Annotated in this window: 21 protein-coding genes and 1 pseudogene; 11 read left to right on the top strand and 11 right to left on the bottom strand. The window is 71.5% G+C overall.

Annotated elements, in window-relative coordinates; translation table 11 throughout:
• Window positions 1-31 precede the first annotated feature (31 nt).
• From ACH4LD_RS25925 to paaA, 6 genes are all read right to left on the bottom strand, one after another.
• Window positions 32-808 carry an SDR family oxidoreductase gene (locus ACH4LD_RS25925; RefSeq protein WP_398056790.1) on the bottom strand — a complete coding sequence of 259 codons (777 nt, stop codon included), beginning with the start codon at window positions 806-808 and terminating at the stop codon, window positions 32-34.
• A gap of 77 nt (window positions 809-885) precedes the next feature.
• Complete coding sequence (locus tag ACH4LD_RS25920; protein ID WP_398056791.1) at window positions 886-2037, bottom strand: 2Fe-2S iron-sulfur cluster-binding protein; 1152 nt, start codon at window positions 2035-2037, stop codon at window positions 886-888.
• A gap of 8 nt (window positions 2038-2045) precedes the next feature.
• On the bottom strand, window positions 2046-2558 hold the full coding sequence (paaD, locus tag ACH4LD_RS25915) for a 1,2-phenylacetyl-CoA epoxidase subunit PaaD (RefSeq protein ID WP_398056792.1): 513 nt from the start codon (window positions 2556-2558) through the stop codon (window positions 2046-2048).
• Window positions 2555-3343: a 1,2-phenylacetyl-CoA epoxidase subunit PaaC gene (gene paaC, locus ACH4LD_RS25910; RefSeq protein WP_398056868.1), complete on the bottom strand. Its 789-nt coding sequence runs from the start codon at window positions 3341-3343 to the stop codon at window positions 2555-2557. The genes paaD and paaC overlap by 4 nt, the downstream gene beginning before the upstream one ends.
• Window positions 3344-3407: 64 nt before the next feature.
• Window positions 3408-3719, bottom strand: a complete 312-nt coding sequence (paaB, locus tag ACH4LD_RS25905) for a 1,2-phenylacetyl-CoA epoxidase subunit PaaB (protein WP_398056793.1) — start codon at window positions 3717-3719, stop codon at window positions 3408-3410.
• A complete protein-coding gene (gene paaA, locus ACH4LD_RS25900) occupies window positions 3716-4771 on the bottom strand; it encodes a 1,2-phenylacetyl-CoA epoxidase subunit PaaA (protein WP_398056794.1) in 1056 nt (351 codons plus the stop codon). The genes paaB and paaA overlap by 4 nt, the downstream gene beginning before the upstream one ends.
• 341 nt (window positions 4772-5112) lie before the next feature.
• On the opposite strand from paaA, the gene ACH4LD_RS25895 reads away from it, so the two are divergent.
• From ACH4LD_RS25895 to ACH4LD_RS25885, 3 genes and pseudogenes are all read left to right on the top strand, one after another.
• Complete coding sequence (locus ACH4LD_RS25895; protein ID WP_014669884.1) at window positions 5113-5361, top strand: acyl carrier protein; 249 nt, start codon at window positions 5113-5115, stop codon at window positions 5359-5361.
• A pseudogene (locus tag ACH4LD_RS25890) lies at window positions 5361-6847 on the top strand (class I adenylate-forming enzyme family protein). Before ACH4LD_RS25895 ends, ACH4LD_RS25890 begins: the two are co-directional and overlap by 1 nt.
• Window positions 6848-7004: 157 nt before the next feature.
• Window positions 7005-7742 (top strand): 4'-phosphopantetheinyl transferase superfamily protein, encoded by a 738-nt coding sequence (locus ACH4LD_RS25885; protein ID WP_398056795.1) that lies wholly within the window; start codon window positions 7005-7007, stop codon window positions 7740-7742.
• Here the strand turns inward: ACH4LD_RS25885 and ACH4LD_RS25880 are convergent.
• A complete protein-coding gene (locus ACH4LD_RS25880) occupies window positions 7739-8395 on the bottom strand; it encodes a hypothetical protein (protein WP_398056796.1) in 657 nt (218 codons plus the stop codon). The genes ACH4LD_RS25885 and ACH4LD_RS25880 overlap by 4 nt on opposite strands.
• A 257-nt stretch (window positions 8396-8652) precedes the next feature.
• On the opposite strand from ACH4LD_RS25880, the gene ACH4LD_RS25875 reads away from it, so the two are divergent.
• Both ACH4LD_RS25875 and ACH4LD_RS25870 read left to right on the top strand, forming a co-directional pair.
• Window positions 8653-9399, top strand: coding sequence for a hypothetical protein (locus ACH4LD_RS25875; RefSeq protein WP_398056797.1), 747 nt, complete (start codon window positions 8653-8655; stop codon window positions 9397-9399).
• A gap of 54 nt (window positions 9400-9453) precedes the next feature.
• Window positions 9454-9972, top strand: coding sequence for an RNA polymerase sigma factor (locus tag ACH4LD_RS25870; protein ID WP_103811346.1), 519 nt, complete (start codon window positions 9454-9456; stop codon window positions 9970-9972).
• Between the two features lie 196 nt (window positions 9973-10168).
• On the opposite strand, the gene ACH4LD_RS25865 is transcribed toward ACH4LD_RS25870, so the two are convergent.
• Complete coding sequence (locus ACH4LD_RS25865; protein WP_398056798.1) at window positions 10169-10906, bottom strand: PAS domain-containing protein; 738 nt, start codon at window positions 10904-10906, stop codon at window positions 10169-10171.
• A gap of 666 nt (window positions 10907-11572) precedes the next feature.
• Between ACH4LD_RS25865 and ACH4LD_RS25860 the strand changes: the two genes are divergently transcribed.
• Together ACH4LD_RS25860 and ACH4LD_RS25855 are read left to right on the top strand one after the other, a co-directional pair.
• The gene (locus ACH4LD_RS25860; RefSeq protein WP_398056799.1) at window positions 11573-12862 is read left to right on the top strand and encodes a helix-turn-helix domain-containing protein; all 1290 of its coding nucleotides are present in this window, start codon (window positions 11573-11575) and stop codon (window positions 12860-12862) included.
• Window positions 12863-12988: 126 nt separating this feature from the next.
• Complete coding sequence (locus ACH4LD_RS25855) at window positions 12989-13357, top strand: DUF4240 domain-containing protein (protein ID WP_398106189.1); 369 nt, start codon at window positions 12989-12991, stop codon at window positions 13355-13357.
• A gap of 79 nt (window positions 13358-13436) precedes the next feature.
• Here the strand turns inward: ACH4LD_RS25855 and ACH4LD_RS25850 are convergent, their stop codons facing one another.
• The 3 genes from ACH4LD_RS25850 to ACH4LD_RS25840 form a co-directional block, all read right to left on the bottom strand.
• Window positions 13437-17594 carry a trypsin-like peptidase domain-containing protein gene (locus ACH4LD_RS25850; protein WP_398056801.1) on the bottom strand — a complete coding sequence of 1386 codons (4158 nt, stop codon included), beginning with the start codon at window positions 17592-17594 and terminating at the stop codon, window positions 13437-13439.
• Between the two features lie 38 nt (window positions 17595-17632).
• Window positions 17633-17962, bottom strand: a complete 330-nt coding sequence (locus ACH4LD_RS25845) for a CU044_2847 family protein (RefSeq protein ID WP_398056802.1) — start codon at window positions 17960-17962, stop codon at window positions 17633-17635.
• Between the two features lie 473 nt (window positions 17963-18435).
• Entirely contained in the window at window positions 18436-19122 is a 687-nt protein-coding gene (locus ACH4LD_RS25840) for an SGNH/GDSL hydrolase family protein (RefSeq protein WP_398056803.1), read from the bottom strand.
• Between the two features lie 497 nt (window positions 19123-19619).
• On the opposite strand from ACH4LD_RS25840, the gene gvpJ reads away from it, so the two are divergent.
• The 4 genes from gvpJ (at window position 19620) to ACH4LD_RS25820 (ending at window position 21550) form a co-directional block, all read left to right on the top strand.
• The gene (gene gvpJ / locus ACH4LD_RS25835; RefSeq protein WP_398056804.1) at window positions 19620-19991 is read left to right on the top strand and encodes a gas vesicle protein GvpJ; all 372 of its coding nucleotides are present in this window, start codon (window positions 19620-19622) and stop codon (window positions 19989-19991) included.
• A 3-nt stretch (window positions 19992-19994) separates the two neighbouring features.
• Window positions 19995-20783: a GvpL/GvpF family gas vesicle protein gene (locus tag ACH4LD_RS25830; protein ID WP_398056805.1), complete on the top strand. Its 789-nt coding sequence runs from the start codon at window positions 19995-19997 to the stop codon at window positions 20781-20783.
• A gap of 128 nt (window positions 20784-20911) precedes the next feature.
• A complete protein-coding gene (locus ACH4LD_RS25825) occupies window positions 20912-21175 on the top strand; it encodes an RHS repeat-associated core domain-containing protein (RefSeq protein WP_398056806.1) in 264 nt (87 codons plus the stop codon).
• 162 nt (window positions 21176-21337) lie between these two features.
• Window positions 21338-21550, top strand: a complete 213-nt coding sequence (locus ACH4LD_RS25820) for a hypothetical protein (RefSeq protein ID WP_398056807.1) — start codon at window positions 21338-21340, stop codon at window positions 21548-21550.
• Window positions 21551-22142 lie beyond the last annotated feature (592 nt).

Here is a 22142-nt window from a genome sequence, read left to right as displayed (position 1 = left end):
GGAACCGGTCGGCCGGAGCCGGAGGCGGGGGTCACACGCCGAGGTGGGCTCCGCCGGAGGCGTCGATCCACTGACCGGTCACCCAGCGGGCGTCGTCGCTCGCGACGAAGGAGACCACGTCGGCGATGTCCACGGGCTGGCCTAGCCGGCTGAAGACGGATGCCTCGGAGTACCTGCGGCGGATCTCCGGGACGGCGAGCGTGGGGTTGATCTCCGTCTCGGTGTAGCCGGGGGCGACAGCGTTGACGGTGATGCCCCGGGGCCCCAGCTCCTGGGCCAGGGCGAGGGTGAGGTAGTCCAGGGCGGCCTTGGTCATGGTGTACGAGACGATGGCGGGGAACGCGACCCGGGTGGCCACGGAGGAGATGTTGACGATCCGTCCGCCGTCCCGCAGCCGGTCGAGGCCGCGCTGGACGATGAAGAACGGCGCCTTGGTGTTGATCGCGAACACCCGGTCGTAGTCGGCCTCGGTCACGTCGGCGATGCGGCGCGGGACGGTGATGCCCGCGTTGTTGACGAGGATGTCGAGACCGCCGTCCGCGCCCCGGTCGGCAAGGGCCCGGTCGAAGGCGGACCAGAGGGTGTCGGCGTCACCGGGCACGCCGAGTTCGGCGTGCACGGCGACGGCGCGGCCTCCGTCGGCCTCGATCTCCTTGACGGTCCGCTCGGCGGCGCTCACGTCGTGGCCGTAGTGCACGGCCACCAGTGCCCCGTCCTGGGCGAGGCGACGGCTGATGGCCCGGCCGATTCCCCTGCTGCCTCCGGTGACCAGGGCGGTCTTTCCCGCGAGGCGGGCGGTGGTGCTCAACGTGCGTCTCCTTCGGTGCGTGCTGACGGGGTGCGGTGGTTGCGGGCGGGTGCCCTGAGTCGGACGCCGGGCGGGCGTCATGCGTCGAAGTCGAGGACCACCTCGGCGGAGTCCGGTCGTGCCCGGCACACGAGCGTGTAGCCCTGGGCGCGGTCGCGGTCGTCCAGGGCGTGCTGGCGGTCGGCTCGTACCCGTCCGGACAGGACCTTGGCGCGGCAGCTGCCGCACACACCCTCGCGGCAGGCGTACGGTACGTCCGGGTGCGCGCGCAGCAGGGCGTCCAGGATCACCGTGTCCTGCGGTCCGACGGTGGTCCGCCGGCGGTGCCCGTCGAGCAGGGCGGTGACGCGGCTCGTCCCGGCGGTCGGGGCCGGCCGCAGGGCCGGTACGGTGCCGGCGGAGGGGGAAGTGGACCCGGAGGTGAACGACTCCCAGCGTACGAGCGCCGGATCGGCACCTCGGCCGTCGAGGAACCGCCGTACGGTGGCGATCATCCCCGGTGGTCCGCACAGGGAGAATGTGGTGTCCTCGGCGGGCCGGGCGCCGATGACGGTGAGCAGGCCGGACAGCTTGTCGGCGTCCAGCCGTCCGCGGAACGGCCCGTCGGTGCCCTGCTCGTCGCGGGTGAGGACGTAAAGGACGGTGAAGCGGTCGAGGAACATGTCCTTGAGGGCGGCCAGTTCGTCGGCGAGCAGGGCCTGCGCGGCGGTCGGGACGGAGTGGACGAGGGACACCCGGCAGGTGGCGTCCCGGCGCAGGGCGTCGGCGGCCAGCGCGGCCAGCGGGGTGATCCCGGAGCCGCCGGCGATCAGGACGTGGTGGGCGCCCGGCAGCTCGGGCAGAGCGAAGTGGCCTGCGGGCGCGGACAGTTCGAGCCGGTCGCCGGGCGCGAGACGGCGGGACGCGTAGGCCCCGAAACCGTCCGGGGCACCGCGTTTGATCACCAGGCGGAGGGCCGAGGTGTCGTGCGGGGGCGGGCACAGGGAGTAGGCGCGGCGCAGTTCGCCGTCGGCGCGGCGGTGGCGTACGACGACGTGCCGGCCGGGCTGGTGGGCGAAGACCTCGTGCAGGCCGGCGGGCACCTCCAGGGTGACGGCCACGGCGTCCGCGGTCAGATGGCACACCTCGCTGACCGTGGCGGGGTGCCAGCGGGTACGCGTGCCCCGGCGCACGTGCCGCTCGGCGGGCGTCTCCTGCCGGGCGGGCGGTGGGGTGGCGGCGGTGTTCACGGTGTGCCTCACAGCGCGGTCAGGTGGGGGAAGGGTTCGCGGCACACCGTGCACCACAGCACCGACTGGCAGCGGGACGGGCCGAAGGGACTGTGCGGCCGGGTGGCGCGCGAGCCGCAGTGCGGGCAGGCGACGGCGCCGAGCTCCACGGCGACCGGGCCGCCGGCCGCCGCGGGCACCGGCGGGGCGATGCCGTGGGCGGCGAGGGCGCGCAGCCCGCGTGGGGTGATGCGGTCGGTCGTCCAGGGCGGGGACAGCACCTGCCGCACCCGGCCGTCCGGGTGGCCGCAGTCGGCCAGGACTTCGCGGACGGCCGCGGTGATCGCGGGCAGTGCGGGGCAGCCCAGGTAGGTGGGGGTGATCTCCACCTCCAGGCTCCCGTCGGGTCCCGGGCCGACGGAGCCCACCACCCCCAGGTCGCCGAGACCGATCACGGGCAGTTCGGGGTCGGGCAGCGCCTCCACCCGCCTGCGTACCTCCTCCGCGGCGAGCGGCGCCGCGGTCCGTTCGGTGTCGTTCACCAGGTCCCTCCGGGGAACTGCCTGCGCACCGACTGCAGTTCGCCGATCAGGCCGGTGAACTCCTCCGTGTGCAGGCCCGAACGGCCGCCCCGGGCCTCCCAGGAGGGCACGGGCACGGTGAGCCCCGCCCCGGTGACGACCTCGGTGACGCGCTGCTCCCACACCGGGCGCAGTGGCGCGGGCGAGGGCACCGTGCCGGCGGCGGCCAGGCGTCGTACGAGGTCGTCCTCGTCGAAGAGTTCGGCGGTGTACGGCCACACCCGCTCAAGCCCCTGCTGCATCCGGCGCGCGCTCTCGGCCGTGCCGCCGCCCAGCCGGCGGGTCCAGCGGTCGGCGTGCAGCCGGTGGAAGGCGACTTCCTTGACCGCCCGCGCGCCGAAGGCGGCGAGTTCGGGGTCCGGGCAGCCGGCGAGTGCCTCGTAGTGCAGGGACGCGTAGTGGGTGTACGCGAGTTGGCGGGCGACGGTCACCGCGAAGTCGCCGTTGGGCAGCTCCGTCAGCAGAGTGTTGGTGAAGTCGCGCTCGTGGCGGGTGAAGGCGAGGTCGTCCTCGGTGCGGCCGGTTCCGTCGAGCCGTCCGGCGAGGGTGAGCAGGGTGCGGGCGTGGCCGATCAGGTCCAGGGCGATGTTGGACAGGGCCAGGTCTTCCTCGATCATCGGGGCGCGCGTGATCCACTGGCACAACCGCTGCCCGAGCACGAGGGCGTCGTCACCCAGGCGCAGCAGGTACGTGGCGAGGTCGGCGGGGCCGTGGGCGGCGCGCGTCGGACGACCGGATGCACTCACCCCGGGGGTGTCGCCGGACGAGGCCGGAGCCGGCCGCCGGTCCACCGCGCGGTCAGCCCGCTTGTCACTGGTCGTGGTCACCTTCCGACCCCTTCTCGGTCAGCGGCGGGAAGTGCTCGGGATACCGGTACGGCTTGCCGTGGGCGCCCGCGAAGTACGGGTCGCGTTCGTCCGGGGAGACCGCGTGCACGGCGTCCGAACGCACCACCCACAGCGACAGCGGGTCGCCGCGGCGCGTGTACAGATCGCGGGCGACCGCCAGCGCCGCGTCCGGACCGGCGGCACGCACCGAGCCCACGTGCTGGTGGGCCAGGCCCCGCCGGGCCCGCAGGAAGACCTCCCAGGACGCGGGCGCGCCCTCGTCGTTGCGGTTCATACGCGTTCCTCCTGCGCCTGTCGGGGGACGACCGGGCCGGAGCCGACCACGGATCCGGCGGTCTCCTCGCGGGCGGCGTACGCGGCGGCGGCCTCCCGTACCCAGGCGCCGTCCTCGTGCGCGGTCCTGCGGTGGTCGACGCGTCGGCGCGCCCAGTGGGTGTCGTCGGCCAGGGCCGTGCGGTAGGTGTCCCAGTCGATCGGGGTGAAGTCGTAGTGGCCGCGTTCCTCGTTCCAGCGGATGGCCGGGTCGGGCAGTGTCAGGCCCAGGCGCCCGGCCTGCGGGACGCACTGGTCGACGAAGCGCTGGCGCAGTTCGTCGTTGGTGTGGCGCTTGATGCCCCAGGCCATCGCACGTCGGGAGACGGCGGCCCCGAGCGCGGCGGTCCGGGCGTCGGCCCCGCCCGCCTCGGTGTCGGGTGGCCCGAACATCAGCGCCACGGCCGGCAGCCACCAGCGGTTCACCGCGTCCTGCGCCATCGCCTTCTGCTCTGGCGTGCCCTCGCACAGCGCGCGCATCAGGTCGTACCCCTGACGCACGTGGAAGGCCTCCTCCTGGCAGACGCGGCGCATCGCCCGCGCGTACGGCCCGTAGGAGGTGCGGCACAGGGGGGCCTGGTTGATGACGGCGGCGCCGTCGGTCAGCCAGGCGATGGCGCCGGTGTCCGCCCAGGTCAGCGCCGGGTGGTTGAAGGTGGCCGAGGCGCGCTGGCGGCCCAGGTGCAGGGCGTCGAGCAGGTCGGCGCGATCCACGCCCAGGGTCTCGGCGGCGGAGTACAGGTACAGGCCGTGGCCGGCCTCGTCCTGGACCTTGGCGATGAGCACCGACTTGCGGTGCAGGGACGGGGCCCGGGTCAGCCAGGCCCCTTCGGGCTGCATGCCGATGATCTCGGAGTGGGCGTGCTGGGCGATCTGACGGATCAGCATGCGGCGGTAGCCGTCGGGCATCCAGTCGCGCGGCTCGATCGTCTCGCCCCGGGCGATCTGCGCCTCGAAGCGCGTGAGCGACTCCTCCTGCCCGGCGTCCTCGGTGACGGCCGTCCGCGCGCTCACCCGGCACCGCCCGTGCGAGCGAGGTTCGCCGCGACGGTGGGGCGCACGGGGCGTCCTGCCGCGAACCGGACCTGTACCGGCTGCCTGGGCACGTGCATCACTCCCTGGTTCGGGGCCCGCCCGCGTCCCGCGGCAGCACGGGACGCACCGGGCGGAGCAGGTGTCTTCGCTTCGGTAAGGAGGCCGGGCTGGTGGCCCGGCTATCCCTGCCGCCCGCGGCCCGACGCGTGACAAAGCTCACGGGCCGCCCGGGGAGTGCGGGCAGCCGCGAGCGCCTCTTGAGGGGGTGACAGTTCAGCCCGCACGACGGCGGCCGGCATGCCGCGGCGAAAGGGGAACCCATGAGCACCATCAGGGAGTTGCTGGTCGAACTCACCGGCACCGCCGAGTACGCGGACGCGGTCGGCGACGACGTCGACCTCGCCGCCAGCGGCATCGACTCCGGTGACCTGGTGCGTCTGGTGCTGCTCGTCGAGCAGCGCCTCGGTGTGGAGATCACGGCCGAGGACATGGAGAAGCTGCACACGATCGCCGACTACGAGCGGTTCGTGGCCGAGCGCTCCGCCGCCGGCGCCGCCGGCGGTGCGTGATGTGGCTGACGCAGCTGCTGGAGCGCAACCGGCAGTGCTTCCCCGACCGGACCGCGCTCGTGGACGAGAACCGCAGCGTCACCTGGGCGGAGTTCCACGACCGCACGGCCGAACTCGCCCACGGCTTCGCGGAGCTGGGCATCGAGCGCGGTGACCGGGTCGCCGTCCTGTCCAAGGACCGCATCGAGGTCCTGGAGAGCTACTTCGCGCTCGCGCGCCTGGGTGCCCTGTTCGTGCCACTGAACCACAGCCTGGCCGAGCCCGAGGTCGCCGGCATCGTCGAGCGCGTCGGCGCGGTGGCGGTGCTCGGCGAGTCGGACCTGCTGGACCGCCATCCCCGGCTGCCGGAGTCGGTGCGCGTCCGGATGGCGCTGGACAAGCCCGCCTTCGCGACGCTGGGCACCCTGGCGGCCGAGCGGGAGCTGCCCCGGGTCGCCGACACCGACCCGATCGCCGTACTGCACACCTCGGCGACCACCGGACAGGCCAAGGGCGTCACCGTCGACAGCGGCTCGTTCCGGGCGATCGCCCTGGGCTGGCTGGTCATGGCCCGGCCCGGCGACGACATCGTCCTGGTCAACTGCTGCCCGCTGTACCACGGCAGCATGGTCGTCTCGCTCACGTACATGGCGGCCGGTGCCACCGTCGTGCTGATGCCCGGCTTCACCCCGCAGCGGGCGCTGACCGCGGTGGAACGTCACCACGCCACGCACATGTGGATGGTCCCGCAGATGCTGCGGTTCATGCTCCAGGCCAAGGCCGCGCAGCGCACCGACTTCTCCTCGCTGCGGGAGATCCTCTACGGCGCCGCGCCCATGCCGCTGGACGTGTACGCCGAGGCGGTGGAGCGGCTGGGCTGCGGCTTCCGGCAGGTGTACGGCATGACCGAGGTCGGCGGCCCCTTCGTCACCCTCGGCCCCGACGAGCACCCCGCTCCCGGGGACGTCACCGCCCGCATCCCCTGCGGACGGGTCGTGCCGGGCATGTCGGCCCGCGCCGTCGACCGGGACGGACGGGAGGTACCGCGCGGGGAGATCGGCGAGATCGTGGTGCGCGGGCCCGGCGTCATGCAGGGCTACTGGAACGACCCGCGGGCCACCCGCGAGATCACCCTCGACGGCTGGACCAGGACGGGCGACCTCGGATTCGTCGACGACGAGGGCCGCATCAGCCTGGTGGACCGGACCAAGGACGTCATCATCCGCGCGGGCCAGAACGTCTACCCGTCGGAGATCGAAAACGTGCCCTGATGACCCACCCGGCGGTCCACGACGCGGCGGTCGTCGGCACGCCCGACGAGGACTACGGCGAGGTGCCGCTGGCCTACGTCGTCCCGGAGCCGGGCGCGGACGTGAGTGCGGCGGAGCTGCTGGGCCACGTCGCACGGCTGCTCGCGCCCTACAAACGCCCGCGGTACGTGGAGTTCATCGAGCAGGTGCCGCGCAACCCCGCCGGGAAGATCATCAAGAAGCTGCTGCGGGGCTGACGGTGGGCGGTGCGCGGAGCGCGGCGTCTTGACCGGCCCCGGCGGGTCCGCCTGCGGCCGGGGCGCAGACCCGGGCGGGCAGGGGACGTACGGCCGCGCGGCCCCCGGCGTTCTCGCCGCGGCGCCCGGCTCTCTTCACCGTGAGCGGGACGGGGCCTTGGCCGCCGGCGCCGAGTGCCTGCCCGCGGCCGTCGCCGCCTTGGCCCGGCTGCGCCCCCTGCCGGACGCCGCCGGGCTGGGTCTGGGGCTCGCCCATGTCGGTGAGCCGCGGTTGGGGCCGGGCGGCCCGGCGGAGGCGGCCGCGGCGGCACCGATGGCGCCACGCCGCCGCCGGGAGTTCCTGGCCGGGCGGCAGGCCGCCCGCCGGGCCCTGCGCGCGGTGGGCCTGGACTGCGGCGAGATTCCTCGCGCGGGTCGCCTGCCGGTGTTCGCGCCCGGACGGGCGGCGTCGATCTCGCACAGTGCCGGGATCGCCGTCGCCGTGGCCCGCGGGCCGGGGAAGGACGCCCCGCTCGGCTGCGACCTGGAGCTGCGGCCGCTGCCGGCCGGCGCGGCACGTCTGGTGCTGCGCGCGGACGAGGCACGGCTGGTGGACACCGCTGCCGGGCCGGAGGGCACGCCCTGGCCGTTGACGGCCCTGTTCTCGGCCAAGGAGGCGGCGTGGAAGGCGCTGTACCTCGCGGTGGGGCAGGCCACGGCCACGTCGATGAGGACGCTGCGGGACCTGTGGGCCAGGCCGAGCGGCGAGGAGTTGCGGATCGCTCTGCGCGCGGATCCTGCGTACGCGGTGCGGGTGCGCTCACTGCGCGTCGGCGCGGGCGTGTTCAGTTACGTGGTGGGCTGGGCCGACGCCGCGCCCGCATCGGCCGAGGGCATGTGCGACGCGGCTGATTAGGGGGTGCCGGGTCCGCTTGCGCCTAGGAAGCCGTCGGCCATGGGGACACCCCCGGCCCGCCGGAGCAGGAGCGCCCGCGCACGCGTGTCCTCTGCCGGCCCGGCGCGCCTGCCGGCCCGGTTCGCCGGCCGTCCGAGCAGCGGACGACCGCCTTCCGGCAGCCCCGTCGACGCGCGCCCGGAGGCGTGAACTCTTGCCTCCGCGCAGCCGGTGGACCGGGCCGATCTCGTGCCAGGCGAGGGCGAGGGCGAAGGCGGCCGCCTCTGCCGCATCCACAGAGAGCGCAGGCCCACGTCACCGTCGTAGCCGGTGGTGCCGCCGCGGCTGACGACCATGCCGCCGCTGTCGAACAGGTGCGGGGACGTGGGTACGGTGCCGCAGCCCGAGCGCTCCGGCACGACACGCGGGTTGCGGCGCTCGCCGAGCACGTTCCGGAAGCGCCGGCGAAGGCGCGGGCGCCGCTCACCCACCGACTCATGGCCCCCCTCGTCGGAGATGTCCGGCAGCCGGCCCCAGTGCTCGGCCTCGTGCCGGCCCCGGCTCACCCGGCGCCGCCCGGACGGGTGGCGGTCGACGCCCGTCGCCACCACCTCCACCGCGACCCGCCCGAGGCCGGACGGGTGGGGCGTCCACCACGTCGGTGCGGGAGGCATCAGCGGACTCGGTGGACGGAGGGGGCGCACGGGCGGCGGTCCGGGGTCGGTCACGAGCGCGGGCGGCCGTGGGCTTCAGTACCTCAGGGCGCGCAGGGCCTTGGCGACCGTCTCTCCGATGCGGGCGATCGGCTCCGGCTCGGTCATCTCGTAATGACCGCACGGCAAGCACACTGCTCCCCCCGGCCGACGAGGCGGACACCGCCGCCTACCTCGACGCCCGCGTCACGCAGACGAAGCGGCACCCGGTCGAGCTGGTGCCCTACGACGCGGCACACACCCCGGACCAGGCGACGGCCGCCGGGGCGGGGGAGGGGCACATCGAGGTGTGCCGGCTCACTCTGGACACCGAACACACCACACGCCTGCGGGAGAGGGCGCGGCAGGCCGGCGTGTCCGTGCACGCGCTCATCGCCGCGGCCCTGCTGAGCACGGCCCGACGGCGCCTCGACGGTGAGGGCCCCCGCACCCTCGGCTGCCTGTCTCCCATCGACCTGCGCTCCCGGCTGACGCCACCGCTGCCGGCGTCCGTCATGGTGCCGGCGGTCACCACGCACCTGCAGACCCTCGACGTGGCCGCGAACTCCGACCCGCTGGATCTGGCGCGTACCGTCCACGCCCGGGTGAGTGACTTCATCTCCGGCGGCGGTCACTTCCGCGAGATGCGCATCACCCCCGAGATCCCCCGCAACCCCGCGCTCCAACTGGCCACGGTGATCGTCACCAACATGGGTGTCGTCCCGGGACCCCGCCTGCCCGGCGACCTGCGGATGGTCGACGTCCGCCTGGTGCCCGCCCGCGAGCACTACTTCCCGCAAGCCGGCCGCAGCCCCGTCATGGCGTGCGTGGTCTCCTTCGAAGGCCGCTTGGCCATCGAGTTCCCGCACTACACCGCCTGCTTCAGCCCGTCCTTCATGCGGGCCTTCCGCGACGAGGTGCTCGACGGCCTCCTCGCCTTCGCGTCCGCGGCCCAGCGTGAGCCCGCCACCGCCGACGCGGGCTGAACGCCACCCCACTTCCGCATCACGCCCGGTTGCCGTAAGGAGTCTTCCTGCGACATGTCCACCGTCAGCGAACTCGCCTCCCCCCTGACGCTGCTGCCGCGCGCCCAGTCGGGCGATGAGCACGCCATGAACCACCTGCTGAACCACATCACGCCCTACGTCACGCGGATCTGCCGCTCCATCACCCGTGACGACGCGGCCGATGCCACCCAGGAGGCGCTGCTGGCCATCTACCGCGGGCTGGGCCAGCTGCGCGAACCGGTGGCCTTCTACGGGTGGGTGCGCGCGGTGACGGTCCGCGAGGCCGTGCGCACCGCCAAACGCTTCGGCGAGGAACAGACCTGCGGACAGGTCGAGTCGCAGCAGCAGGCGAACCCGCTGGACGCGGTGCACATCAGCGATGTGCTCGAACGTCTGTCGCGGGCGCACCGGCAGGTCCTGACCCTGCGCGCCTACGGTCTGAACGAGGAGGAGATCGCGGAGGTGCTCGCGCTGCCCGTGGGCACGGTACGGTCCCGCCTCTTCCGCGCCCGCCGCCGCTTTCAGGAGGCCTGGCAGCCCTCGGCGGCGTGAGCCGGGGGCACGACGACCCCCGGGGGACAGGGAATGGCCCGCACCGTCCTTCCCGGAGGCGGCCACGCCCTGATCCCACGGCGACCTCTCGATGGTGGCTGTGTGCGGCGCCTCCCAAGGGCGGCCGCAGGCGGCCGTACCACGAGGGCCGTGGCGTTCCTGACGCCACGGCCCTCGTCGAGGGAGACTTCCGCGCCTAGGACTTGACGCGGTCCGGCCGTACGCGTGGTGGCCACTGACCGGCGGCGAACATTCCCAGCGCGTGCGCACGAGAGACCAGCGCGGGCCGGTTGGGGGTGTCGAACCTCCGCAGCATCTGACCGATGCGGTACTCGATGCCCTGGCGGCTCAAGTACAGGCGGGAGGCCAGCTGCACTGTCGATTCGCCGCGTGCCACACCCTCCAGCACCTGCGCGTCGAGAGCGCTGAGCACAGGTGTGTCGCCGGCCGCCGGTGCGTTGTCCTGCTGCGGTGTGGGTGATGCAGGTGTGGGGGCGGCGGCGAGGCTGCGAAGAAGAACGACGACGCCGGACGTCTCACCGGACAGGCCGTGCACGGCGATGCCGGTGAGGTCCGCCCGGAAGAGTCCGCCGGCACCGTCCTTGCCCATGACCTGCTCGGTGAATCGGGGCCGGCGGCCCGAGGAGAGAGCGAGGAACCGTTCCCGCAGTTGGGCGGGTGTGGGTGAGTGCACAAGGTCGAGGAGGCGATACCCGCGTATCTCTTCCGCGCTGAGGCCGAAGTGCCGGGCGAACTCCGGCTCAGCGGCCGTGATGACAAGGTCGCCGGACAGAGTGCGGGCCGTGCAGACGGCCCGCGACGCGGGAGCGGGGTGTGAGCTGTTCGTGAGCGGTGCGTGGCGGAGGGGAGGGGCCGGGTGTGCGGTGGGATGGTGCTTGCGGGGCGAGGCGTCGGGGAAACTCGTGGTCGCCACGGACGTACCGTCCTTTTGCTGCGCGTGGTGGGGGCGGGGTGTGGTGCGGGACGGACCGGCGCGTAGGTGCCAGGGTGTCGGCGAGCGTCCGGCGCACAGGCGGGCCACCTCGTTGGCGGCCGGGGTCTGCTGTTCCGCGTGAGGGTGGGCCGGTGGGCGTGTGCGGAGGGTCCCGGACGGCTGGTCACGGAGGGCGAATGCGCCCGAGGTTCGGCCGATCGCCGGATAACGTTGTCACGGCCACTCGATCTCGCCAGGTGGCGTGCGGACCGATCGTGGACCGAGTGCGGCGAGCCGTAGGACGGACCTTCGCGTTGAGCCCGGTCGGGCGTGGCGCGGCACGGAGACCTCCATGAAACGAGTTGGGGGAATCGCGTCAGGACGGCACCTTCGAGGCTAAGGGGTGGCAACCCCCTTGGCAAGGGTTTGCCAGATGACCTGAATCTCGTGCCAACTTCTCTGTCCGGCCCAGTCGTTGTGGTGGTTCACGGTCACCCATCGGCCGGTCGCCGGACAGCAACACGCCCACTGACCAGGTGAGTTGCTGCCCGGTTATCGCCTTGCCGCCCCTCAGGGGGATTCGTAAAGTGTTGACAACTCCAGATCTCCGATCGAACGGGCCGAGGGGCGGAGGTCTGGCATGCGTCACGGGAGCAGAGGTGGGAGATGCTCGAACAGCCGCACTTCGGCCGTCGGCTCAAGAGGCTCCGGCTGGAGCGAGGCCTGAGCCAGGCAGGGCTCGTCGGCGACGGTATGTCGACGGGGTACCTGTCGCGCCTGGAGTCGGGGGAGCGCCGGCCCACCGAACGCGCCACCGCGTATCTCGCCGAGCGGCTGGGCGTCGACGCGTCCGCCCTCACCGCCCCTTCACCCCAGCGGTCGCTCACCTGTGAACTGGCGGCCGTGTTGTCGGCGCCGTCCGGCACCTGCGACATCGCGGCCCTCGGCAGGGCGGTCGACCAGCACGCGGACGACGATCCCGCCGCCCGCTGGCAGGCTCTGTGGTTGCTGAGCCGCGCGGCCGGCCGTCTCGGCGACTACCCGCAGGAGCGCGGACGTCTGCTGCAACTCCTTGAGCTGAGCGAGCTGTTGGAGGTGCCCGAACTGCGGGTGCGGTCATACGTGCAGTACGCCCGTTGCATGCGCGCCCTGGGCGACATGCGCACGGCGGAACCGGCGGCCGCCCAGGCGTTCTCCCTCGCGCGCGCCGAGGAACTGCCCGTGTCCGACACCACGGCTGCCCTCATGGTGCTGATCGGCATCGAGACCGAGCTGGGCAGGCTGGACGTGGCCGCGAGGCACGTCGACGAACTCGTGCGGGACTGGCTGCCCAAGACCGAACCGGCACAGGCGGCCGAGGGGTGGTGGACCGTCGCCATGGTCCGCAACCGTCAGGGTGACCACACCTCCGCCCGGACCGGACTGGAGACGGCCCTGCGACTCCTTGAGGGCAGGGACGACCTGACCCTCTGGATCCGGCTCCGGGCCGCGGCCACCGCCGCCGCGCTGGAGATGTCACCGCCCCGACTGGCCGCGGCAGAGCGGTGGCTGACCGAGGCCGCGTCCGTCGTGGACCTGATCGGCACGCCGGTGCAGATCCAGGAGCTGCGCGCACTGCAGGCCCATCTGGCCTTCCACCGGGGCCGGACGGACGAGGCCCGCGCGATCAGCGGCACACTGCTGGCCGAGGAGGACCTGCGTCTGTCCTACCGCGACCGGGTACGGCTGTCGGTCCTGGACGGTCGGCTGATGATCCTGTCCGGGCGTGTCGACGAGGGCATCGACCGCCTCCAGCGGCTCGGCCGTCAGGCGGCGGAGTCCCAGAACCTGGACCTGGCCGCGCATGTCTGGCAGTCCTTGGCCCAGACCCTGGCGGACCTACGCCTCCCGCACACGGCGGACAGCGCTGACCCCACACCGCAGCCATCCGATCGAGGCGGCCGCGCCAGCCCGTGATGCGGTCCACCGCCGGCCCCGCCCTCCGCCCCCGCGCAGCCGACCGACCGGCCCAGAAGAGGCTGCCGAGCATCTCGTCTCGACGCGAGAACCGCCGGCACGCACCGACGCCGCCCCGACACAGCAGTGCTTCGATCAGTCCACGGGGCCATCTACCGCTGGGACGTGTGGGCAGCCGGCCACATGATCGGCGGAGGCTCCTCCGACGACGCCTTCATGGACTTCCGCGCCGGCTCATCGCCCAGGGCCGCGAGCGGTACGACGAGCTGCCACTGCACCCGATCTTCCCGCCCAGCATCCAGACGTCACCGCGGCGGCGACCGAAGGCAGCGACGAGGCGCTGTTGCACGAAACCGTCAACTACGCGGCCTCCTAGGCCTACGAGCACGTCAACAAAAACGAGACGACTGCACCTTCTATGAGGTGGAAGAACCGTGCCTGGGGTGGGTCCTGCCCAGCGCGGGCGCTCGCTCTCTTACTCGGTCGGCATGGTGATCACCGAGGAAGGTTCCTGCCTCAACTGGGCCCCGGCTGTCAACACGGACGACTCCCACTCTGCGTGTCGCCGCCGGCTTCAGGACTTGGGACAGGGTCCCGGGGTGGCGGCGCCTGGAGGCAGGAGGCGACGCTCCTGGGCGGTCAGGGGGCGGTTGAAGCCGCGGCAGAGTTCTCGGTACCAGAGGCCGGGGTCGAGCGGGAGCGCCAGGGTGCCCGAGGTGGTCACAGCTACCAGGTCGTCATCTCCCAGGAACCATTGCGCGGAGATTCGCCCGACGGGCAGCTTGGCGATCTCCAGTGTTCTCCCCGCCTGCCACAGTTGCAGGTTCTCGAAGTCGGTGGAGATCAGATGCCCGTCGCGGGTCAGGCCGATGAGGTGGCCGGTCCTACCCGCGGAGACCGTGGGCGCTCGCAGACGGAAGTCCGGCACACTGCGGAACTCGATCCGCGCGCTGTCCAGCGTTTTGATGTTGTTGAGCGTTGCGAGGGAGCTCCCCGAGGGATCGAAGACTTCTGTCTCCCAGTTGCTGATGGCGTCGGGGTTGGCCTGGAACGCGCCGGCCAGCCGGCGTTCGCGGAGGTCCCACAGGCACATCTCTCCGTCGCGGCCACGGACCAGCACCTGCCCCGGGTGTCGTGGACGCGGCCACAGCGACTGGCCGTTGGCCGCCAGCCACTGCTGTGACGTGTCCCTCGTGTGCAAGGGAAGGGGGGAACCGATGGCCCGCCCGGTGGAGGGGTCCCAGCGTGCCAGGATGCCCGCGTAGAGGGTGAGGACGCTGCCGTCATCAGCGGCGGCAACGGCCCCGGTGGCTTGTGCACGCGACGTCGCGGGGCCCGGCAGCCGGACCAGATGCTGCAGTGACAGCCGGGGCAGGGAGTAGACGGCGAGCTGGTCCTCGCTACGGGCGACCAGGTGGCGGCCGTCGGAGGTGATGGCGTTCTGGCGCAGTGCCGCATACGTCGGAGAAAGCCTCTGACGCGCTGCCGCCCCGGCTTCGTACCTTCTGCCGGTGCGGGTGTCGAGGACGGCGAGTGTGGCCTTGCCCGCGTCGTCGCCCTCCAGGATGCGGAACCGTCGGTCGGGGGTGAGTAACGGGATGGGACCACCTCTTGGTGTGGGCAGGTCCGGGTAGTCGTCCGACTGTGGCAGGGTGAAGCGCAGCACCGTGCCACCCTTGATTCCGAGTACGGTCAACTTCCCGTCCCTGCGTGGCAGCACCAGGAAGCCGGCTTCCTTGGCACCGTCTGTCTCGGGGACCATGCCGTGAGACACCCGGCCCGTCCGCAAGTCGACCGCCGCCATCGACTGCACGCCGTCGTCCCCGGTCTCGATGACGGCGTAACGGCCGCTGGCGTCAAGGGGTGTCATGCCGTCACAGTGGATGCTGTCGATCTCGTACCTCGGTGTCCGCCTGGTCAGGGGCCGCACTCGGAGCCGGTCATTAGGGCAGTCGACGACCACTTGAGCGTCGAGCCCGAGGCCGTCCAGACCGAAGGCGGAGACCTTGCCGAGCTGAGTGCCGGTGCGTAGGTCGAACCGCTCATAGCGTTCCGTTGTCTTGAGTACGACTGTTCCAGAGGGCCGGGAGAGGCGCGCGGAGTAGAAGGAGCGGCCGGCGGGCAGCGGTGTGCTGGACACCAGCGTCCGGCGCTGCAGGTTCCACAGCCCCAGCCGGTCTCCGGAGTTGTCATCGTCCGCCGCGAACAGGGCGAGCACCTGGGACCCGTCGGGGGAGAAGGCGAGGTCGGTCGTGTTCTCGGCCGCGTTCCAGGAGGCGGGCACGGGCAGCCGTACAGGGCGGTCCGGATGGGCGACGTCCCACACCGACAACCCCTCCCTGTCATCGAGTACGCCGACCTTACGGCCGTCGGGGCTGAGCCGCAGCAATGGTTCGTGGGCGGTGACCGACCTGATCCGAGGAAGCCTGTGTACGGTCATCCGGCCGGTGAGATCCGTGAGGACCTGAACCGCTCCCACCTGGTCGACCACCGCCGCGGCCCGGCCGTCCGGGGTGGCCGTGAACAACAGGGCGTGGTCGGTGCCGGGAAGGTCCAGCGCGTACTCAGTGTTGCGCAGTTGGGAGTACAGCGTCAGCAAGGCGCCGTACGAGTCCGGTTGACTGGAGTCCGTGCGCCAAGCCGCCAGGGCCAGTAGAGCCGCGGTGCTCGGGCTGTCGGCGGCCTTGCGTACCGCGTCCTGCCCAAGCAGACGCGCCGCCTGGGCGCGTAGCTGCCGGGTCAGTTCCTGGGAACGCTGATAGGTCAGACCTGCCATGGTGGCGGCCAGAACGGCGAGTACGGTGATCACCGCGGTGATCAGCCGCCACCGTCGCACCTCCCATCTGTGACGGTCCAGCGAGGTCTGCACGAAGGCGTGTTCGTCCCTCGTCATCTCCTGCGGCCGCTGCTCGCGCCACCGGAGCGCCTCCGCCAGCACACTTCCCCGTAACAGCGCCCCCTTGCTTCCGCCGTCGAGCTGCTGCCACTGGCGCAGACCCTCTCGGAGCCGTTCCTGCCAGTCCCGGAAGTCACGGTCCGCAGTCAGCCAGGACAGCAGCCGGTCCCAGTGGCGGAACAACGCCTCATGGGCGACGTCCACCATCTCTGCACCGTCCACCGCCTGGGTGGAGACCAGCAGCTTGCGGTCGGTCAGCAGGCTCGCCACCCGTCGCTGGTCCTCGGGCAGGGAACCGACGCGCACGGTGCGCCGGGTGAAACCACCGTCGTCCTCCGGGCGGGCGAGCTGGACGAGCAGTCGCCTGGCGGCCTCCCGTTCCGCGTCCCGCAAGTGGCGGTGGTACAGCTCCTCCGCATACCCGGCGACCGCGCCTGAGACGCCGCCCATCGCGTCGTAGGCCTCATGAGTGAGCCGTCCGCCGCGACGCCGGTCCCATAGCCGGGTCAGCGTGAACTCCACCAGCGGCAGACGTCCGGGGCCGTCGCCGGCGTCGTCGAGGATCCGCTCGACCAGCCCCGCCTGGTGGGCGACACCGGGAGCAGCCTTCAGCGGACCGGTGATCGCCGCCCGCAGTTGCTCCCTGTCCATGGGGGCGAGGAGCATCATGCCCTCCTGCAGCCCGCTCCGGTTCTCCTGAGTCAGCAATCGGTCGAGGGAGCCGGACCGCACTGTCAGCAGCGCCCGCACGGGCCGGGACCGCGGGCTGCCATTGGCCAGCGCGGTCACGAGCCGGAACAGTTCACGGCCGTCGCGCGGCTCGGCGGTGACGACTTCCTCGAACTGGTCAACGAACAGTAGGACGCCCGCGGGATGACGGCGCGCCAGCCGTGCGGAGATCTCGCCGATGTTTCCGGCCAACCGCCCAGTCAGCTCCGCCAGGCTGAGTTCACCGTCCAGCAGCGGCTGTACCGCCCCGGCCAGTGCTTCCCTCGGACCGAGCCCCGGGGGCGGCCGGAATTCCGCCGCCACGTGCCCGGCCCGTCTCAGCCGGGGCAACAGCCCGGCCCGGACAAGAGAGGACTTCCCGCTGCCCGACGGGCCGGACAACACGACGACCGACTGCCGGGTGATCAGTTGCTCCAGACGCACGACTTCCTGCTCGCGACCGCAGAAGAAGGGCTCGTCCTCCTCGGTGAACGGTTGCAGGCCTCGGTAGGGAGATGACGGCTGCGCATGTTCCGCAAGCTCCGGCCAGGCGCGCAGGATCGATGAGGCGGGATGCAGGTATGCCGTTCCGATCGTGCTTCCCCGCCCGGCGGCGACCGCCATACCGACGACTCCCCCGAGGTCGACGTCCCATACCGGCGTTCCACTGAACCCCGGCTCCACCTGCGGGCCGGCCTCACTCTGCATCTGCAGCCAGCCGGCCCCCTGCACGGCCCTCAGCCGGCCCGCGACCCACACCCCGTGATCACTGCCCGAGGGAAATCCCAAGAGCCGCACGTTGTCGTCCCAGAGCTCGTCCGCCTCCACCAGCCATGGTGTCGCCGTGCCGGACGGCAGATCCCCCTCGATGCGCAACAGCGCCATGTCCCCGGTATCATCGGGCCGCACTGGACGCCAGCCGGCCACGACTGCCTGGACGGACTGTGGGCCGTCGCCCGCGTCCCCATCCGCCAGCAGCGGGAAGTCGAGCCCGACCCGGCCGGGCGGTGGGACGGTATCCCGTGCGTCCGTTCCCAGCGCACGCGCCACGACATGGGCGCAGGTGCAGAGCAGTCCGGGCGCCACGAGAAAGGCAGCGCCGACGATGCCGCCGTTCCTGCCGTGCACCCGGGCGACGGCACCGGCTAACGCAGACTCTCTGGCGGTCATCGACCAGCGGGGCTGTCGGCCGGACGATTCCACTCCACCGCGACGGTGAGGTCCGCCTCCGTGGCCGTCCGTGCAAGGATGACACCCGCGTCCGCGGAGAACCTGATGCCGAACTCCACACTGATCCTGTCCGGGGGAGCGACGCCCGCGCGTAGCTCGCCGACGACCGCCTCCATGGCGGGTCGCAGGGGAGCAAGCGTCTCCTGAAGGGTCCTGCCGGCTGCCGGCGCGGCGTCCTGCGCCCGGACGGTTCGGTCCCAGACGTTGTCGTCCCGCTGTTCGACCTCGACGTGGAGCTGCCGCCCGCCGTCCAGTGCAATGGTCAATACGTTCGGCATCACGCCCCCAACTCCGGTGCCGTACAGCTCGATTGTTGATTCTAGTGAGTCCTGGACACAAAGGGCTCCTCCGGCGGAGGCACCCGGGCGGTCAACGTCCGCACAGCCCTCAGGCGTCACAGCCGACCACGGCAGTAATGCCTTCGCCCTCAGGACGGCCTGGGAACGATCTCACCGTGGAACGGGACAAGGACCTTCCCGGCAGACGCATTACAGGCTGACGGAGACGGAAGACGGGCACGCTTGGGCATCTGTGGACACCTTCACGCACCTGGTGAGAGCTTGTGGCTGCCGGGGGAAGACACACACACCGCGCAGTTCGTGCGGGTGTAGTTGATGCCCGTCCGGTGGCAGGAGCCGGGTCCCCGGTGGGACACCCTTCCTGCGGCTGGGAATCACTACGGCGACCGGACTGGTCCGTGCCGCAGGGCCTCCTGCGGCATTTCGCAAGGAAAGAACGGTCAGCCGTCCCCGGCCCTTGTACGCAACAGCCGTGACAATTCGGGGCGGATCCGCTTGGCCAGGTATGCGTGGCCGGCGTTCGTGGGGTGCACTTCGTCGCTTCCGATGAACTGGTGAGCGGATCCGGTGAACCACCCACGGTGCACTGGGGACAGGTGAGGCAGGTTGAGTTTCTCTGCCGCGGCCGAGACCGCGGCGTCGATCGGGTGTGAGCCGATCGGTCGTCGGAACGCGTAGATGGGCCCGATGACCAGAATGCGCGCGTGGGGCAGCCCTACACGCAAACGGCGCAGGGTGTCTACCGCGGCGGCTCGGGTCTTCGTCGGGCTGGTGTCGTTGCGGGAGCCCTCGACCACGACCACGTCCGGCTTCGCGGCAATGGCCTGCTTGATCCGCTGTGTGTACGGCCGTCCGCCTTCTTGCCGGCCACCAGTGGTGTAGCCGGTGCCACCCTGGGCGTCGAGATTCAGCGTCAGTCCCAGTTGTTCAGCGACCAGTGAGGGCCAGCCGTGCGATCCTCTACCGCCCTGGGCGCTGCCACCGGCAAGGCTGTCACCCAGGACATACAGCCTCAGATGTGGGGCGGTCGCCTCGGCATGAACGTCGACGCCTCCGGCCAGGAGGGAGCACAGCAGGCTCGCCAGCACCGTTGCGCGGCCTGTTAGCCGGACTGCACTCACTCCCATGTTCTGAAGCTAATGCGCCTGACGGAGGTCTCACCAATGGGTTGGTCCGAACAGGGCACCGTGGGAGCGGCCACAGCATGCACCGACCGGATGCGGGCTGGCGCCACTCGGCATGCCGAGTTCGAGTTCAGTAGACGATTCGCGGCCGTGAGCCGTCTGGCGGCCCGACACCGTCCCATCGGGCCCTCGACAAAAACCTCTCGGCGACCAGCTCGATCGCCGGAACGCGAAGGAGCACAAGGAGCTGTCGCAGCGCGAGCTGACCGCCCTCGTGCGGGCGGAGCCAACCGTCCACCTGGAAGCCGCCCACCGCCCCGAGCAGGCGAGTCCAGGAAGGGACTCAGTCCGAGACGGTCGCGGTGCTGCGGTGCTCGATCCGCTCGTACATGTGTTTGTTCGCAGGTGGTGGCGGCTACTCGGGGTCGGAAGCCTGCGTCGCAGTGAGGGACGGCGTCGACGGGACCGCGCAGAGGCAGACGGGCAAGGGGTTGGTCGCGATGACCGTCGCGCCACAGCAGGGCGGCGGAGGCGGTACCAGCGGCCTCTACGACGTCCTGGAACTCATTCTCGACCGGGGGCTGGTGATCGACGCGTACGTGCGGGTCTCCCTTCTCGGGATCGAGATACTCAAGATCGAGGTACGGGTCGTGGTCGCGAGTGTCGACACCTACCTCCGTTTCGCCGAGGCGTGCAACCGCCTCGATCTGGAAGCGGGGCCGGGTAAACCGGCCGGGCTCACGGAGCTCACGCAGTCCGGCGCCCGCGGCAAGAGCAAGCCGGCCCTGCCCGGCGCCCAGGAGTCCGGTGCCTTCCAGCAGGCGGGCCGGGAGCGTCGAGGCGACCGGGGCGCGCGCGGAAGAGGGGGATGACAGATGAGCATCTACGTCTACGGGATCATCCGCGCCTCGCACTCCCCTTTCCACGAGGACCTGGAGGGCATCGGAGATCCTCCGCGGCCGATGCGGGTGCTGCGCCAGGGCGAGCTGGCCGCGATCGTGAGCGACGCCCCCGATCAGTTGCGGCCCAAGCGCCGTGATCTCCTTGCCCACCAGCGGGTACTGGCCGAAGCCGGGGCGGGCGGCGTGGTGCTGCCGATGCGGTTCGGCAGCGCCTCCCCAGACGACGACACGGTGACCCGGGTGCTCGCCGAGCGTGCGAAGCACTTCCTGGAGCGGCTGCGAGCACTGGGCGGCACGGCGGAGTACAACATCAAAGCCACCCACGACGAAGAGGACGTTCTCCGCCTGATCATGGCCGACCACGACGACATCCGGGCCCTGGCGGAAGCGAACCGCGAGGCCGGCGGCGGCACGCAGGAAGAGAAGATTCGGCTTGGAGAGATGATCGCCGCCGCCGTCCAGGCACGCGAGGCCACTGACGCACAGCTGCTGACGCAGGCGCTACAGCCGATGGCCAGAACGGTCAGCACCGGCCCGCCGAGCACCGGCTGGCTGGCCAATGTCTCCTTCCTGGTGGACCGCGGTTCAGCAGAGCGATTCCTGGCGGCGGTCGACGAATTCCACCAGGAGCACTCCCACCTCGAACTACGAGTCAACGGTCCGCTGCCGCCCTACAGCTTCGTCGACACCCCCTCGCCCCCGCAGGCCGAAGGCGGTACCGCGGAAGCGTTCGGAGCCGCGGCAGCCCGGCCACACGGGTAAGGAGCTGCGAAGCCTCAGCAACGGCAACCACCCGTTGCGTGTGATGTGCGTCGGCCCAATCCGGTTCAGGGCGGTGGGCTTCACTCGGTGGAGTCCACCGAGCCGGGCGTACGACGTCGCCCGGCAAGATGGGCGCCCGCTACTACGACCCCCAGCTCGGCCGCTTCACCCAACCCGCCCCCAGTGGGAAAGAGAAGAACGCCTACCTGTACGCCCGCGGCGACCCCGTCAACCGGTCGGATCCGACAGGCACCCTTTCCCTGGGCGACCTCGACAAGTTCGTCGGATGGGCGGAGAACGCCGCAGAGTTCTGGAGTACGGGCAGGACCTGTTCTCAGGCAATGGCACAGCAGATGCTCGCTCGTCTGCGAGCCTCGCGGCAGGGTACGTGATAGGTGCCGTCTGCAGGGCGGCGACCGGACCAGAGACCGGGTTTGTGTCGACAGCGGGAGCTTTCGCGGCAGGTTATCTCCCAAGTAAAAGCGTCGAAGCCTGGCTTTCCTGACATCTCAGGCGAGCTTTTGTCCAGGCTCACGTGCCATTAGGAGGTCAGTATGGGGATCGGCCGCAGGATCGAGAACATCGAAGACAGTACTCGCGGTCATCCGTGGGGCAACTTGATCGCTGCGTTCCTCGCCGTCTACCTGCTGGTCGGCGTTGTGATGACCGTGACTGGCTCGTCGGCCCGGCAAGCATGGTTGGCACCGCTGCCTGTGCTGCTCGTTGTCGGAGCCGGCATCGGTACAACCCGAGCCCGCCGCCGATGATGCGCTACGATCCCGCGAACTCGAAGATCGGTACACACACCTGAGGGCTGGCTCATCAAGCAGGGCGTTCCGACAGGAGCAGCCTAGGGACGCCCTGCCGGCCCCGCCGCCGTACGCCACCGCTTCACCCGCCACACACTCGACCGTCGTCCGGGCCGCGCTGCTCGACTGGCGGACCCGGGAGGAAGTGGTGCGAGACGCGTTCCGCCGCTGTGTCGGCGAGTACGGGAGCAGGCCCGGCGCTCGGTCAACCTCTTCGACGAGGAGACGGGAGAGGTGCTGGCCACCTGACCCGACGAGCGGTAGAGGTTCGCGCCGGCTATTCGGCAGGCGGATCGTCTTGAACGTGCCGGACGGCCTTCTTCACGGCCTGCTCCAGCTCATACCCGTGCCGCAGCCAGGCGAGGGCTGCCGGAGAGCGATGCACCGGCTCGCCGGCCGGAACGCGTCCCGCTTGACAGGCACCTGAAAAGCAAATCCGGCCGCTGCTCGTGCATGACGGGACGTGCGGCTGAGTGGCCGTTCACCGCAGGTCAGGACCATGCGGCCTGTGTGCCGCGACGGAGCCGGTGACGGCGCCGACGATGGCCTC

The sequence above is a fragment of the Streptomyces sp. NPDC017676 genome (assembly GCF_044329325.1).
In the GTDB taxonomy this organism is placed as follows: domain Bacteria; phylum Actinomycetota; class Actinomycetes; order Streptomycetales; family Streptomycetaceae; genus Streptomyces.
The sequence above is the reverse complement of the archived record's forward strand: the minus strand, read 5'-3'. Positions and strand labels throughout refer to the sequence as shown.

Coding starts and splice junctions, on each gene's coding strand:
- paaB (WP_398056793.1), bottom strand. CDS start 3,719: ATGAACCGCAACGACGAGGGCGCGCCCGCGTCCTGGGAGGTCTTCCTG.
- ACH4LD_RS25895 (WP_014669884.1), top strand. CDS start 5,113: ATGAGCACCATCAGGGAGTTGCTGGTCGAACTCACCGGCACCGCCGAG.
- ACH4LD_RS25880 (WP_398056796.1), bottom strand. CDS start 8,395: ATGCCTCCCGCACCGACGTGGTGGACGCCCCACCCGTCCGGCCTCGGG.
- ACH4LD_RS25870 (WP_103811346.1), top strand. CDS start 9,454: ATGTCCACCGTCAGCGAACTCGCCTCCCCCCTGACGCTGCTGCCGCGC.
- ACH4LD_RS25860 (WP_398056799.1), top strand. CDS start 11,573: ATGCTCGAACAGCCGCACTTCGGCCGTCGGCTCAAGAGGCTCCGGCTG.
- ACH4LD_RS25840 (WP_398056803.1), bottom strand. CDS start 19,122: ATGGGAGTGAGTGCAGTCCGGCTAACAGGCCGCGCAACGGTGCTGGCG.
- gvpJ (WP_398056804.1), top strand. CDS start 19,620: ATGACCGTCGCGCCACAGCAGGGCGGCGGAGGCGGTACCAGCGGCCTC.
- ACH4LD_RS25830 (WP_398056805.1), top strand. CDS start 19,995: ATGAGCATCTACGTCTACGGGATCATCCGCGCCTCGCACTCCCCTTTC.
- ACH4LD_RS25825 (WP_398056806.1), top strand. CDS start 20,912: ATGGGCGCCCGCTACTACGACCCCCAGCTCGGCCGCTTCACCCAACCC.
- ACH4LD_RS25820 (WP_398056807.1), top strand. CDS start 21,338: ATGGGGATCGGCCGCAGGATCGAGAACATCGAAGACAGTACTCGCGGT.